11 protein-coding genes are annotated in these 13,876 nt (G+C 73.1%); 3 read left to right on the top strand and 8 right to left on the bottom strand.

Annotated elements, in window-relative coordinates:
• Positions 1-2: 2 nt before the first annotated feature.
• From HD601_RS14075 to HD601_RS14060, 4 genes are all read right to left on the bottom strand, one after another.
• Positions 3-425, bottom strand: coding sequence for a peptidase inhibitor family I36 protein (locus HD601_RS14075; protein ID WP_184822796.1), 423 nt, complete (start codon positions 423-425; stop codon positions 3-5).
• Positions 426-500: 75 nt separating this feature from the next.
• Entirely contained in the window at positions 501-857 is a 357-nt protein-coding gene (locus tag HD601_RS14070) for a hypothetical protein (protein ID WP_184822794.1), read from the bottom strand.
• 46 nt (positions 858-903) lie between these two features.
• Positions 904-1,587 (bottom strand): LuxR C-terminal-related transcriptional regulator, encoded by a 684-nt coding sequence (locus HD601_RS35695; RefSeq protein WP_343076413.1) that lies wholly within the window; start codon positions 1,585-1,587, stop codon positions 904-906.
• Positions 1,584-3,134, bottom strand: a complete 1,551-nt coding sequence (locus tag HD601_RS14060; RefSeq protein ID WP_184822792.1) for an ATP-binding protein — start codon at positions 3,132-3,134, stop codon at positions 1,584-1,586. The genes HD601_RS35695 and HD601_RS14060 overlap by 4 nt, the downstream gene beginning before the upstream one ends.
• A 124-nt stretch (positions 3,135-3,258) precedes the next feature.
• Here HD601_RS14060 and HD601_RS14055 point away from each other — a divergent pair, with 124 nt between their 5' ends.
• Positions 3,259-4,590: a PspC domain-containing protein gene (locus HD601_RS14055; protein WP_184822790.1), complete on the top strand. Its 1,332-nt coding sequence runs from the start codon at positions 3,259-3,261 to the stop codon at positions 4,588-4,590.
• A gap of 79 nt (positions 4,591-4,669) precedes the next feature.
• On the opposite strand, the gene HD601_RS14050 is transcribed toward HD601_RS14055, so the two are convergent.
• On the bottom strand, positions 4,670-5,791 hold the full coding sequence (locus tag HD601_RS14050; RefSeq protein WP_184822787.1) for a glycerophosphodiester phosphodiesterase family protein: 1,122 nt from the start codon (positions 5,789-5,791) through the stop codon (positions 4,670-4,672).
• A gap of 179 nt (positions 5,792-5,970) precedes the next feature.
• Positions 5,971-7,569, bottom strand: coding sequence for a glutamine-hydrolyzing GMP synthase (gene guaA / locus HD601_RS14045; RefSeq protein WP_184822785.1), 1,599 nt, complete (start codon positions 7,567-7,569; stop codon positions 5,971-5,973).
• A gap of 114 nt (positions 7,570-7,683) precedes the next feature.
• Between guaA and HD601_RS14040 the strand changes: the two genes are divergently transcribed.
• Both HD601_RS14040 and HD601_RS14035 read left to right on the top strand, forming a co-directional pair.
• On the top strand, positions 7,684-9,405 hold the full coding sequence (locus HD601_RS14040) for an ABC transporter transmembrane domain-containing protein (protein ID WP_184822783.1): 1,722 nt from the start codon (positions 7,684-7,686) through the stop codon (positions 9,403-9,405).
• Positions 9,402-11,165, top strand: a complete 1,764-nt coding sequence (locus tag HD601_RS14035) for an ABC transporter ATP-binding protein (protein ID WP_184822781.1) — start codon at positions 9,402-9,404, stop codon at positions 11,163-11,165. The genes HD601_RS14040 and HD601_RS14035 overlap by 4 nt, the downstream gene beginning before the upstream one ends.
• A 43-nt stretch (positions 11,166-11,208) precedes the next feature.
• Here HD601_RS14035 and HD601_RS14030 read toward each other — a convergent pair whose 3' ends face one another.
• A complete protein-coding gene (locus HD601_RS14030; protein WP_184822779.1) occupies positions 11,209-11,958 on the bottom strand; it encodes a hypothetical protein in 750 nt (249 codons plus the stop codon).
• 348 nt (positions 11,959-12,306) lie between these two features.
• Positions 12,307-13,875 (bottom strand): succinic semialdehyde dehydrogenase, encoded by a 1,569-nt coding sequence (locus HD601_RS14025; protein WP_184822777.1) that lies wholly within the window; start codon positions 13,873-13,875, stop codon positions 12,307-12,309.
• Between the last annotated feature and the right edge of the window lies 1 nt (position 13,876).

The raw sequence follows: 13,876 nt of genomic DNA, 5'->3' as shown, positions 1-13,876 counted from the left end.
GATCAGCCGCACACCAGGGGCTGCTTGTGGCACCAGTTGAACGATGCGTTGTCGTTGTACGTGTCGCCGAGATTGCGTCGAGTGAGCGGCGTCACGTCATCAGCGGGCCCAGCATAACCAGAATTGAAGTAGATGCGCGCGGTGAAGTATCCGTCGAGGTTCCAGGCCGATGCGGCGTGGTTCTTCACCGACTGCCCGGCACCCGCGCTGCTTCCGAGAAACGCGTAAGGCCCGAAATCAGGGACCTTGTACCGGAAATCGTGACTCGCTCCGCGCTGGCCGGAGTTGTAGAAGAGACACAGCTCCAGGCCCTGGCAACCTCCGTCGTGCTCGGCGGAGGACGCGGCCGGAGCAGCCCCATTGACCAGCGAGAACGACAACATGCCAGTCACGACGGCGGCGAGAACACGGCGGATCGAGGGCACTGACGGGACCTCCCGGGTCGGGCTCGGCTGTCCCGCCACCCTAACCGACCCGCCGCCGGAGGAATCAGCCGGAGGTCAGGTCCAGAAGACGGCGATCACGACATTCGCGGCGGACAACCCGAACAGGGCGAAGAACACGCCGTCGGCGATGGACGTGCGCTTGCGATAGGCGAAGCAGAGCGCAGTCACGATCAGCACGACTACGAGTTTCACGCCGATCTTGGCCTGGTTGACGTCCTTGCCGAGGGAGTCGACCGCCTCGCCCATGCCGACCAGCGCGACGCCGGTGACGAGCTGCGTCAGGGCGCCGTGCAGCATGGCCAGGTTGACGACGCGGCCGCCGCGCGCGCTGAGCTGGACCATGATCCCGCCGAGCAGGCTGGCCAGACCGAAGAAGTGCAGCACGAGCACGAGGTCGTAGACGAACTCCATGATCGGGCATCCTACTACGCCCTGTCGTACAAACCCGCAGCGACCCTCAGACGAGTCGCCGGTCCGTCGCCCACCGCGTCAGCTCGTACCGGTTCGAGAGCTGCAGCTTGCGCAGGACGGCGGACACGTGCGTCTCGACCGTCTTGACGGAGATGAACAGCTCCTTAGCGATCTCCTTGTACGCGTAACCACGCGCGATGAGCCGCAGCACCTCGCGCTCGCGCTGCGTCAGCCGGTCGAGGTCGTCGTCGACCGACGGCGCCTCAGTCCCGGCGAACGCGTCGAGCACGAACCCGGCCAGCCGCGGCGAGAAGACGGCGTCGCCGTCGGCCACCCGGCCGATGGCGGAGACGAGGTCGTCGCCGGTGATGGACTTGGTGACGTAGCCGCGGGCGCCGGCGCGGATGGTGCCGATGACGTCCTCGGCGGCGTCGGACACCGACAGCGCCAGGAACCGCACGGCGGGCTCCTTGGGGTGCACCTGGCGGATCACCTCGCCGCCACCGCCGCCGGGCAGGTGCACGTCGAGCAGCACGACCTCGGGCTTCACCCGCAGCACGACGGCCACCGCCTCAGCGGTGTCGGCGGCCTCGCCGACGACGTCGACGGACGGCGCCTGCGCGAGCTCGGCGCGGACGCCGGTGCGGAACATGGCGTGGTCGTCGACGAGGACGACCGTCACCGGGCCGGCGTCGGCGGGCCTGGTCTCGTCTGGCTTGGTCTCGCTCACGAGCTTCTCCTGGTCGACAGTCGTACTTCGGTGCCTTCGCCGGGCGCGGACCGGATGGTGGCCTCGCCTCCGTGCCGTTCCATGCGCCCGATGACCGAGCGTCGCACACCCAGCCGGTCCTCGGGGACGGAGTCCGGGTCGAATCCCGCTCCGCGGTCGCGGACGAAGACCTCGACGCCGTCGTCGCCGGCCTCGACGAAGATGTCGATCTTGTCCGCGCCCGAGTGCTTGGCGGCGTTGACGGTGGCCTCGCGGGCGGCCTTGAGGACGGCCCGGGCGACGTCGTCGATCTCGGCGTCGCCGACGGTGACCACCTCGACCGGCGTGCCGAACGCGTCCTCGACCTCGGCGGCCATCTTCGTCAGCGCGGCCGCGAGCGAGGACCCGTCGTCGACGAGGTCGCTGTAGAGCCACCCGCGCAGATCGCGCTCCTGGCTGCGGGCCAGCCGGACGACGGCGCGCGGGTCGTTGGCCTGCTTCTGGATGAGCGCCAGCGTCTGCAGCACGGAGTCGTGCAGGTGGGAGGCCATGTCGGCGCGCTCCTGCGAGACGATGCGGGCGCGCCGCTCGGTCTCGAGGTTGCGCCACAGCTTCCACAGCCACGGCCCGGTGATGAGCCCGACGCCCACCAGGATGACCAGCACGCCGCCCAGCGCGTCCATGGTCGCGTCGAACTGCCCCTGGCCGACCAGGAAGACCACGACGCCGGCCACGACGACCCCGGCCCCGGCGACGACGCGCATGGCCGCGATCCAGCCGCCCTTGCCGGTCAGCGCCGCCAGCCACGGCAGCCGCGGCGAGATGGCCGACAGCCGACTGCGCTCCTGCTCGTCGGCGGCCCGCCAGACCAGCGTCAGGCCCGCGGCGGCGAGCAGCAGCGGGAAGAACACGGCCGGGCTGACACCGAGCGGGGTCTGCTGCACCAACAGCCACACGCCCGCGCCGAGCACGACCAGCGCGGCCAGCTGACCGAGGTCGCCGGTGCGCTGCACGAACGTGCGCCGCTTGCGCTTGCCGGTGCGGGTGGCGGCCGCGATGCCCGCGGGCGCCGCCTCCTCCTCGGCCTCGCGCGCGACCGTCTGGTCGAGCGGGGTGAAGATCCACAGGGCGAGGTAGAGCACGACGCCGAACCCGGAGACGGCGCTGAGCAGGCTGAACGCGATGCGCACGGCCAGCGGCTGCACCTTGAACTGCGCGGCCAGCGCGACGGCGACACCGGCGACCATGCGACCGTCGGATGACCGGGCGAACCGCGGCGGCGCGCCCGGGTCGGCGGCGGCGTCGGGCGTGCGGGCGCCGGTCTTGCCCGCCGGCGGCTCACCGGGCGGCAGCGCCCGCGGGCCCCGCTCCGTCGCCGCGGCCGCCTCGGTCTCGGGCACGGGATCGTCATCGACGACGGCGTCAGCGGTGCGGTCCTCGACGGGGTCGGCCGTGCGGTCCTCGACGGGGTCGGCCGTGCGGTCCTCGACGGGGTCGTCGGCGTCGTCGGGGCGCGCCGGACCGCGCGCCGCCGGACCGGCAGCACGGGGTGTCGGCACAGTGCTCATGACATCGATGGTCACACGCGCGAGCGTGCGCCGCCATGAGGGACCTCCCGGAGATCGCGACTCGGGGGCCGTTCCGGGTCATCCCCGATGCATTCGGGGTCGCCTGCTCGGCATCATCGTTGCCATGAGTGATCTGCCTCCTGCCTCCGCCGGCACCACGCCGCGCGTCACCGACGAGTTCCGGTCGCTGCGCCGCAGCCGCTCGGACCGTGTCGTCGCGGGCGTGCTCGGCGGGCTGGGCCGGCGGCTCGGCATCGACCCCGTCGTTCTCCGCGTCGCCACCGTGGTCCTCGCGATCTTCGGCGGCGTCGGCGTCCTGCTGTACGCCGTCGCCTGGCTGATGGTCCCGGCCGAGGACGAGGAGCGCTCGGTCCTCGACCAGGCGCTCGGCCGCGGCGAGGACCGCCGCTCGGGCACCGTCCCGCTGGCGCTGCTGCTGGCGACCGTGGGCCTCGTCTCCGGCATCGGCATCATCGCCGGCACCTGGGACGGCGGCGTCCTGCTGCTGCTCGCGATCATGGGCGTCTACCTGCTGCTGCGCCGCCGCGACGACGAGGACGAGCGCGCCCGCGCCGACGCGCCGCAGGAGGCCTGGTTCGACTCCCCGTACGTCTACGACCCGACCGTCGCCGCGCAGTCGCGAGCCGACGCCGTCGGCGACACGACCGCGACCGCCACCGGCACCGCCGACGCGGCCACCGGTACCGGCACCGCGACCAAGGACAGCACCGCGACGACGCCCGGCCCGGCCGGACCGACCAGTGGCTGGCCCGAGGGCCCCGACTGGGGTCCGCCGCCCGCGCCGCCGGCCCCGGCGCCGGTGCCGCCGCCCGCGCGGCCTGAGAAGCAGCGCTCGGTGCTCGGCCTGATCACGTTCTGCGTGGCGATCGTGTCGGTCGGCGTGCTGGCCGTCAACGACGCCGCCTGGGCGAACTACCCGCCGGCCATCTACATCGCCGTGCCGCTGGGCATCGTCGCCCTCGGGCTGCTCGTCGGCGCCTGGTACGGACGGTCGCGCGGCCTGATCTTCCTCGGTTTCCTGTTGTCGCTCGCGCTGGTCCCGGCCACCTGGCTGTCGCAGTGGGACCTGCAGGACGTCGGCGACGCCACCTACACGTACACGACGGCGGCCGCGGTGCCGACCGAGCACCGCGACCACGGCGTCGGCGACAACGTCTACGACCTGTCCGGGCTGACCCTCACCGACGACCAGACGGTCCGGCTCAGCGTCGAGCAGGGCGTCGGCGAGCTCACGATCCTCGTTCCCCCGAACGCCGACGTCACCGTGGAGCGGGCGTCCCTGGGCGCCGGCGACATGTCGATCCTCGGCGAGTCCCGCGACGGCGCCGGGCAGGAGTTCACCGACCTGACCGACAACGGCCCCGACGGTCCCGGAGGCGGGCGCATCGTGCTCGACCTCGACATGGGCCTCGGCAGCCTGGAGGTGAACCGATGAAGCGCCATGACACCGACGTGGTCTCCCTGATCTTCGGACTTCTCTTCCTAGGAGTGAGCGCGATGTGGCCGTTCGTGCACTACGACGTCCTGGGCCTGTCGGGCCTGGAGGTCGCCATGCCGGTGCTGCTGGTCTCGATCGGGCTGGCCGGGCTCATGGCGTCGCTGAGCAAGCTGCGCCGCGAGCGTGACCCGAAGGCCTGATCCCTGGCCGTGACGGCGGTGTCGGGGTGGTCGGTGATGACACCGTCCACCCCGGCGCCGTAGTACACGGCGAACTCCCCCAGCGCGTCGCCGTGACCGGCCGCCTCCCAGCCCCGTCGCCGATCGGCCGGCAGGAACGAGTTCTCGTTCCGGAACGTCCAGGCGTGCACCGCCATCCCGAGGTCGTGGGCGTCGGACACCAGCCGGCCGGGGTGGCCCAGCCGGCCCTCGGGGCCGCGCGGCACCACCAGCGACTTGTGCGCCCCCAGCACCGCCGCGTACGCCGACACCTCGCGCAGCCCCGTCGGGGTAAGCATGTCGACGAACCGGCGCCCGTCCCCGGCCTGCTCCCAGTCGTAGGGCCGGCCGGTGATGTCGACCAGCTGCACCAGCGGCACCGACGTGCGCGCGGCCAGCCGGCGCAGCACGGACGGCTCGTAGGACTGCACGAACACCGGGATGCCGGCCCGCTCGAGGCGGAAGCCGCGCAGCACCTCCAGGAGCGCGTCCTCCGGCGACAGCCCGCGCTCGGCGAAGTAGGTCGGGTGCTTGAGCTCCGGGTACAGGCCGACGGGCCGCCCGCGGCGCCGTCCGCCCTCGACGGCGAGCGTGATGATCTCGTCGAACGTCGGCACCCGAAGCCGGCCGTCGTAGGCCTGGTTGGCCGGACGGAGCTCGGGGATCCGCTCGCGCGCGAACAGCGTCCTGAGCTCGGCGAGCGAGAAGTCGTCGATGAACCAGCCGGTCAGCTCGCGGCCGTCGACGAGGCCGCGGCGGCGCCGGTGCGCGAACTCCGGCCGCTCGGCGACGTCGGTCGACGTGGACAGCTCGGCGTCGTGCCGGGCGACCAGGACGCCGTCGCGCGTCAGCAGCAGGTCGGTCTCGAGGAAGTCGGCGCCGAGGTCGGCGGCGAGCTGGTAGCTGGCCAGCGTGTGCTCGGGGCGATAGCCACACGCGCCACGGTGCGCGATGACGAGGGGCCCGACGGTGTCCGACATGTGGTCAGGCTAGGGACCGACCGTGTCACGCCGACCACACCAGTTCGAACTGGGCGTGACGCGCTGCCCAACGCACACGCACATTCGGGCCTCGCACCCAAACCTCTCCCATGATCATCAATCACCGCGCGATGATCAAGGGCACGTGGCCGGGATCACGTGGACGATTGCTGACGCGGTCACTCCCACTCGATGGTGCCCGGCGGCTTGCTGGTGACGTCGAGCACGACGCGGTTCACCTCGCGGACCTCGTTGGTGATACGGGTGGAGATGCGTTCGACCACGTCGTAGGGCAGCCGCGACCAGTCCGCCGTCATGGCGTCCTCGCTGGACACCGGGCGCAGCACGATGGGATGGCCGTAGGTGCGGCCGTCGCCCTGCACGCCCACCGACCGCACGTTGGCCAGCAGCACGACAGGGAACTGCCAGACGTCGCGGTCGAGGCCGGCCGCCGTCAGCTCCGCGCGGGCGATGGCGTCGGCCTTGCGCAGGATCGCCAGCCGTTCGGCGTCGACGGCGCCGACGATGCGGATGCCCAGGCCAGGGCCGGGGAACGGCTGGCGCCAGACGATCTCGGCCGGCAGGCCCAGCTGCTCGCCGACCGCGCGCACCTCGTCCTTGAACAGCGTGCGCAGCGGCTCGATGAGGCTGAACTGGAGGTCGTCGGGCAGGCCGCCGACGTTGTGGTGGCTCTTGATGTTGGCCGTGCCCTCGCCGCCGCCGGACTCGACGACGTCGGGGTAGAGCGTGCCCTGGACCAGGAACTCCACCTCGGTGCCCTCTTCGCCGGCCTGGGCGACGATGTCGCGCGCCGCCTGCTCGAAGACCCGGATGAACTCGCGGCCGATGATCTTCCGCTTCTCCTCGGGGTCCTCGACGCCCTTGAGCTGGGTGAGGAAGCGGTCGGCGGCCTCGACGACGTGGAGGTCGACGCCGGTGGCGGCCACGTAGTCGCGCTCGACCTGCTCGGACTCGCCCTCGCGCATGAGCCCGTGGTCGACGTAGACGCAGGTCAGCTGGTCACCGACGGCCCGCTGCACGAGCGCCGCGGCCACGGCGGAGTCGACGCCGCCGGAGAGCCCGCAGATGACCCGCTTGGTGCCGACCTTCTCGCGGACGGCTGTGACCGTCTCGTCGACGATGTTGGCCATGGTCCAGGTGGGTGCGGCGCCGGCGATGTCGTAGAGGAAGTGCTGCAGGACCGCCTGGCCGTGCTCGGAGTGCAGCACCTCGGGGTGCCACTGGACTCCGGCCAGCCCGCGGGCGGTGTCCTCGAACGCCGCGACCGGGGTGTCGGGCGTGCCGGCCAGCACCTGGAACCCGGCGGGCGCCTCGGTGACGGAGTCGCCGTGGCTCATCCACACCTTGGTGCCGGTGTCGACGCCCTGCAGGAGGGTGCCGGTCTGCGCGACGGCGAGGTCGGTGCGGCCGAACTCGGACTTCCCGGTGTGCGCGACGGTGCCGCCGAGCGCCCGCGCCATGGCCTGGAAGCCGTAGCAGATGCCGAACGCCGGGACCCCGGCCTGGAAGAGGGCGGGGTCGACGGCGGGCGCGCCCTCGGCGTACACGCTGGACGGCCCGCCGGACAGGATGATCGCCTTCGGCTGCTTCGCCAGCATGTCCGCCACCGGCATGGTGTGCGGGACGATCTCGGAGTAGACCCGCGCCTCACGCACGCGCCGCGCGATCAGCTGGGCGTACTGGGCGCCGAAGTCGACGACGAGAACGGTGTCATGGGAGGTCTCGGCCACCCGCCCAGGGTAGTCGAGAGTGGCCATCGACGCTGCCGGCGCCAGGCCGCCGAAGGCTCCGATGTCACAGCCCTGGGAACGCTCCCACCCGCGGGAAAACCAGGTGCGACGCGACCTTGACACTTCGTACTGTGGTTGGTCGTGCGCGCTCTTCCCTACGCCGACCCCGGCGTCCCCGACACCCGCTCCCGCACCAGGTTCCTGGCCTGGCTGGCGCGGGCACAGTGGCGCACCCTCGTCGTGGGCGCCTTCTTCGGGGTCCTGTGGATGGTCTCGCAGGCGCTCATGCCCTGGGCCATCGGTCACGGCATCGACGGCATCATCGCCGACGACTCCCGCAGCACGGCCCGCTGGGCGGCGTTCGTCGCCGGGCTCGGACTCATCCAGGCGCTGGCCGGCGTCATGCGGCACCGGGCGTCGGTGGCCAACTGGCTCTACTCGGCGTTCCGGGTCATCCAGCTGGTCTCGCGGCACGCCGCGCGCACCGGTCCCGCCGTCCCCAGGTCCATGTCCACCGGCGAGGTCGTGGCCACCGTGTCCAGCGACTCCATGCACATCGGGCACGCCATGGAGGTCACGCCGCGCTTCGCCGGCGCCATCGTGTCCTACGTCGTGGTGTCGGTCATCGTGCTCGACACATCGGTGCCGCTGGGCCTCATGGTGCTCATCGGCGTCCCGCTGCTGGTCATCGCCATGGGCCCGCTCATCCGGCCGCTGCAGGAACGGCAGCGCCGGCAGCGCGAGGCCCTCGGCGACCTCACCGCGCTGGGGGCCGACACCGTGGCCGGCCTGCGGGTGCTGCGCGGCATCGGCGGCGAGAAGGTCTTCGTCAGCCGCTACGCCGAGCGCTCCGAGACCGTCCGCGCGGCCGGCGTCCGGCTGGCCGGCACCCAGGCGCTGCTCGACGCCGTCCTCGTGCTGCTGCCGGGCGTGTTCCTGGTGCTGCTGACCTGGGTCGGGGCGCGGCTGGTGCTCAGCGGCGACATCGAGCCCGGCGCGCTGGTGGCGCTGTACGGCTACGCGTTCTTCCTGCTCATGCCGGTCCGCACGGCCGGAGAGATGGCGTTCGTCGCCACGCGGGCCATGGTCGCCGCCAAGCGCGTCCTGGCCGTGCTGGCCATCGAGCGCGACGTCCGCGACGACGGGGCCACCGCGGAAGGTGAGCCGACGCCGTCGTCGGCCGAAGAGGTGCTGGTCGACGAGGCGACGGGGCTGCGGGTGCGGCCCGGGTCGCTGACCATGCTGGTCTCCGACGAGCCGGCGTTCACCGCGGCGGTCGCCGACCGGCTGGGCCGGTTGGTGCCGGGCAACGGCGTGCGGCTCGGCGACGTGCCGCTCGACCGGCTGCCGGTCGCCGAGGTGCGCCGCAGGGTCGTCGTCAGCGACCCCGAGCCGACGCTGTTCACCGGATCGCTGCGCAGCGGGCTCGACCCCCACGGCCGGCACGACGACGCCGAGCTGACGGCGGCCATGGGCACGGCGTCGGCGGGCGACGTGCTCGAGACCCTGCGCGACGGCCTCGACTCCATGGTCGAGGAGCGCGGCCGGTCGCTGTCCGGCGGGCAGCGGCAGCGGGTCGCGCTGGCGCGGGTGCTGGTCCGCGAGCCCGAGGTGCTGGTGCTGGTCGAGCCGACCAGCGCCGTCGACGCGCACACCGAGGCGGCCATCGCCGGCCGGCTGCGCGACGCGCGGGCCGGACGCACCACCGTCGTCGTCACGGCCAGTCCGCTCATGCTGGCCAAGGCCGACACCGTCGCCTGGTTCGACGACGGCCGCCTGGTCGCCACCGGCAGCCACGACGAGCTCATGAGCACCACCCCCGCCTACCGACGCACCGTGACCCGAGAGGAGGACCCGGAATGAGCACGGCGCTGCCAGTCGCCACCCCCGCCGAGGTCCGCCGCGAGGGCGGCCGGCTGTTCCGCCGGCACCGCGGCACGCTGACCGTCGCGCTGGTCGTCCACGTCCTGGCCGCCGGCGCGGGCCTGGCCGGTCCGTTCCTGCTGGGCCAGATGGTCGACGTCGTGACGGGATCCCGGTCCACCGCGCGGGTCGACGTGCTGGCGGCCGTCCTGGCCGGCTGCATCGTCGTCCAGGCGCTACTGACGCGCGTGGCCATCCAGCGGTCGCTGGTGCTCGGCGAGCGGGTGTTCGCGGAGCTGCGCGAGACGTTCCTCACCCGGGTGCTCGGCCTGCCGTTGTCCACCGTCGAGCGAGCCGGCACCGGCGACCTCGTCGCACGCACCACCGGCGACATCGACGCCCTGTCGCGGACCGTGCGGTTCGCGGTGCCCGAGATCCTCGTCGCGGTGGTCACGACGGTGCTCACGCTGACGGCGGCCGTGCTCGCGGGGCCGCTGGTCGCACTGGGCGCCATCGTCGGCGCGCCGCTGCTCATCGCCGGCACCCGCTGGTACCTCAAGCGGGCGCGGGCGGGCTACCTGTGGGAGCGGGCGTCGTACGCGACCATCAACGGCACCATCACCGAGACCGTCGACGGCGCGCGCACCATCGAGGCGCTGGGGCTCGGCGACGTCCGCGTCACCCGCGCCGACGACGACCTGCGCGAGGCGTTCGCGGCCGAGAAGCGCACGCTGCTCCTGCGCAGCGTCTGGTTCCCCACGGCCGAGATGGCCTACGTGCTGCCGGTCGTGGCCACGCTGGCCTGGGGCGCCTGGCTGGCGTCGGCCGGGCACGCCACCGTCGGCCAGGTCACCGCCGTCGTCCTCTACATGGTCCAGATCGTCGACCCCGTCGACCGCCTCGTGTCGTGGCTCGACGAGCTGCAGGTCGGGCTGACGTCGTTCGCCCGGGTCGTCGGCATCGCCAACGTGCCGCCGGACCGGCAGCCCTCGGGCGCGGTTCCGGACGGCGAGGACATCGCGGCGACGGACGTGCGCTATGCCTACGTCGAGGGGCAGGACGTCCTGCACGGGGTGTCGCTGGACCTCGCGCACGGCGAGCGGCTGGCGATGGTCGGGCCGTCGGGCGCGGGCAAGTCGACGCTCGGGCGGCTGCTGGCCGGCATCCACCCGCCGCGGCTGGGCCGGGTCGACGTCGGCGGCGTTCCACTGGTCGACCTCGAGGTCGACCAGCTGCGCCGCGAGGTCGTGCTGGTCACCCAGGAGCACCACGTGTTCGTGGGCACGCTGCGCGACAACCTGCTGCTGGCCGCGCCGTCGGCCTCCGACGACGACCTGCGCCGCGTGCTGGCCGCCGTCGACGCGCTGGAGCTGGCCGAGGCGCTGCCCGAGGGCCTCGACACCGTGGTCGGCTCGGGCGGGCATCCGGTCGGGCCGGCGTTCGCGCAGCAGATCGCCCTGGCCCGCATCGTCCTCGCCGACCCGCACACACTGGTCCTCGACGAGGCGACGTCGCTGCTCGACCCGCGCGCGGCCCGCCACCTCGAGCGGTCGCTGTCGGCGGTGCTGTCGGGACGGACGGTCATCGCGATCGCCCACCGCCTGCACACCGCCCACGACGCCGACCGCGTCGCCGTCGTCGAGGGCGGCCAGATCGCCGAGCTCGGCTCGCACGACGAGCTGGTCGCCGAAGGCGGCGCCTACGCCGCCCTCTGGGAGTCCTGGCACGGCACCCCCGCTTCGAGCCAACCCTCGTCGTGATCATGTTCCCTGGCGGTCGCTGACACGCCGTCAGGGAACATGATCATCGGATCGTGCACGTGGCGCCGCAGCGCCGCGGCCGGCCGGTCCAGCCGCGGTCGCACAGGACCCGGGCCTGCTCCTGTGCGACCCGGCATGGCTCGCCGAACACCTCGGTGTGCCCGTACCGCAGGGTCCAGGCGCCGGCGACGGTCCCCGCGTTGTCGCGGCGCCGGTCGCGGAACCGCCCATCCCCCTCGTGCCCGACGCGCCCGTCCAGCTCGACCCTGGTGTGGTAGCGCTCGTAGTCGACGTCGATCCAGATGACACGGTTCCCGGCCCGGCGACTCTGGCGGCAGCCCTTCGGCAGGCGGTGAGCCCGTTCGACGGCGCGAAGGTGCTGGAGCTCGAGCGGCGACTGCGCACCGTCGGCGACGTCGACGAGCATGGACTCGACCATGGCCCGCCAGCGGATCTTCTTGCGCCGCATCAGCGCTGCCGCGAGCCGTGTCGACGTGGTCAGCCGCTTCTGGACCGCCATCGTGACGAAGGACTCGACGTCGCGGGGGCGGGCGGCGACGTCGACGAGGTCGAGGACGGTGTCCTCGATGCGCGTGCGGGGCGGGTTCGCCGTCGGGTGCCGGGACTCCGGTAGCCGATGCGCGTAGTGGACCACCACCCCGTCGGCCCGGCCGCGCGCCCGCCGGCTGACCGGGGCGGTGACGTGCATACGATCGTCGATGCGACCTGTGAGGCCGTCGAGCTCGGCAGCGGTCGCATGGCTCGCCACCGCCTCGGCCGACACCCAGAGCACGGCGGCCCAGATGCGCGCGGCGCGGTCGAGTGACCCGCTGAACGCGGCGAAGACACCTCGGTGCGGCCGCTGCCAGCGCCCCGTTGCGACCCACCGCCGCGCGACCCGGGTGTCGAGGCCCAGCGCGCCGAGCTGGGCGGCGCCGACGAGGCCCGCCTACCGCTCGAGCAGCTCATGCAGGCCCGCGATGTCGAACTGCGGCGGCACGTCCATGGACGTGATCCTGCGTCGCCCGGCGCTCGGGCGCGAGGGGGTGCGGGAGATCTGTGGACAACTCGCCCCTCATCGCCATGATCATGTTCCCTGGCGGTCGCTCACACGCCGTCAGGGAACATGATCATGGGGTGGTCAGGGGCGGCCGAGGCGGCGCATGACGCGCAGGGACCTGGTCAGCGCGTCGGAGAAGGTGTCGTAGGACATGGCGGCCGGCGGGGCGATGTTGTGGGCCCGCTGGACGGCGATGGCCTGCTGGTCGGTGTAGCGCAGGATGCCCTCGCGGCCGTGTCGCCGCCCCAGCCCCGACGCGCCCATGCCGCCGATCGGGAGGTCGTGGCTACCCCACGCCGCCGAGTAGCCCTCGTTGACGTTGACCACGCCGGAGCGCAGCCGCCGGGCGACGGCGACCCCCCGCCGCAGGTCCGACGTCCAGACGCTGGCGTTGAGGCCGAACGGGGTGTCGTTGGCCAGCTCGACCGCCTCGTCGTCGGAGCCGACGGGGTAGACCGACACGAGCGGGCCGAACGTCTCGAGGTCGGCCGCGAGCATGCCGGGCCGGACGCCGTCGAGCACCGTCGGCTCGTGGAACCAGGGCCCGAGGTCGGGCCGGGCGTTCCCGCCGGTCAGCACCCGCGCGCCCTTCCCCACCGCGTCGTCGACGTGGGCGCGGACCTTGTCGAGCTGGGCCTGCGACATCAGCGAGCCCATGTCGCAGGAGTAGTCGAAGGCCGCGCCGAGCCGCATGGACTCGACCCGGCCGAGGAACCGCTCGAGGAACGGCTCGCGCACCCGAGCGGCCACGTACAGCCGCTCCATGGACATGCAGAGCTGGCCGGCGTTGGAGAAGCAGGCCCGGACGGCGGCCTCGGCGGCGCGGTCGAGGTCGGCGTCGTCGAGGACGAGCATGGGGTTCTTGCCGCCGAGCTCGAGCGAGGCGCCGACCAGCCGCTCGCCCAGGCGCGCCGCGATGAGCCGGCCGGTCGCGGTGGAGCCGGTGAACGAGACGTAGTCGGCGTGCTCGACGACGGCGCCGCCGATGACCGGGCCGTCGCCGGACACGATCTGCCAGAGCGCCTCGGGCAGCCCCGCCTCGATGGCGATGGACCGGGCCAGCAGCGCCGTCAGCACGGCCTGCGAGTCGGGCTTGTGCACGACGGCGTTGCCGGCGACGAACGCGGGCAGGCAGTCGGAGATGGCCAGCGTCAGCGGGTAGTTCCACGGCGAGACGACCCCGACGACGCCCTTGGGGCGGTAGCCCTCGATGGCGCGGGTCAGCCCCGGCAGCGCTCCCAGACGACGGCGCTCGCGCAGCACCCGCGGGCCGCGGGCGGACACGTACCGCGCCGCCAGCGCGACGTCGGCGACCTCTTCGAACGCGTCGCGCCGGGCCTTGCCCGCCTCGGCCTGGACGAGGTCGGCGATGTCGGCGCGGCGGTCGAGCACGAGGTCGTGGACGCGGCCGATGATGCGCGCCCGCTCGGCGACCGGCCGGGCCGCCCACCAGTGCTGGGCGTCGCGGGCCGCGTCGAACGCCGCGGCGACGTCGTCGGTGGTGGACAGCGGCACCTCGGCCAGCGTGGCGCCGCTGAACGGCGCGACGGTGGCCAGCCGCTCGGCGCGCGGGCGGGCGACCACCCGGTCGGTGAGGCGGTCGAGGAGGGCGCGGTCGACGACGGCGTCGACACTGACTGTGCTGCTCATC

The sequence above is a fragment of the Jiangella mangrovi genome (genome assembly GCF_014204975.1).
Lineage (GTDB): Bacteria > Actinomycetota > Actinomycetes > Jiangellales > Jiangellaceae > Jiangella > Jiangella mangrovi.
This window is presented reverse-complemented; position numbering and strand designations above follow the sequence as displayed.